Below are 272 nucleotides of genomic sequence, written 5' to 3'. Positions count from 1 at the left end.
GAATTGCTGTCACTGACAGATGCAATTTAAGGTGCTTCTATTGCATGCCTGAAAACGCCATCCATTTCCTTCCAAGAAAGGACTTACTTACCTACGAGGAAATGGAAAGGCTATCTAAAATACTTACTGATGAGGGTGTTACAAAAATCAGAATTACCGGTGGCGAGCCATTTGTAAGAAGAGACCTTATTCATTTTCTTACTAACCTGAGGGCGAACACCAAACTAAAAGAGCTACATATTACTACCAATGGTGTGCTGACAGAACAGTAC

At 40.4% G+C, this 272-nt stretch carries 1 protein-coding gene; it reads left to right on the top strand.

Features of this window, described 5'->3' with window-relative positions:
- Positions 1 to 2 precede the first annotated feature (2 nt).
- The coding region (locus E1140_RS04755; RefSeq protein ID WP_343034145.1) for a radical SAM protein at positions 3 to 272 on the top strand (270 nt) is incomplete at its 3' end.

The organism is Fulvivirga lutimaris, assembly GCF_009711525.1.
In the GTDB taxonomy this organism is placed as follows: Bacteria; Bacteroidota; Bacteroidia; order Cytophagales; family Cyclobacteriaceae; genus Fulvivirga; species Fulvivirga lutimaris.
Note: the sequence above shows the minus strand (reverse complement) of the source record. Positions and strands in the feature narration are given on the sequence as shown.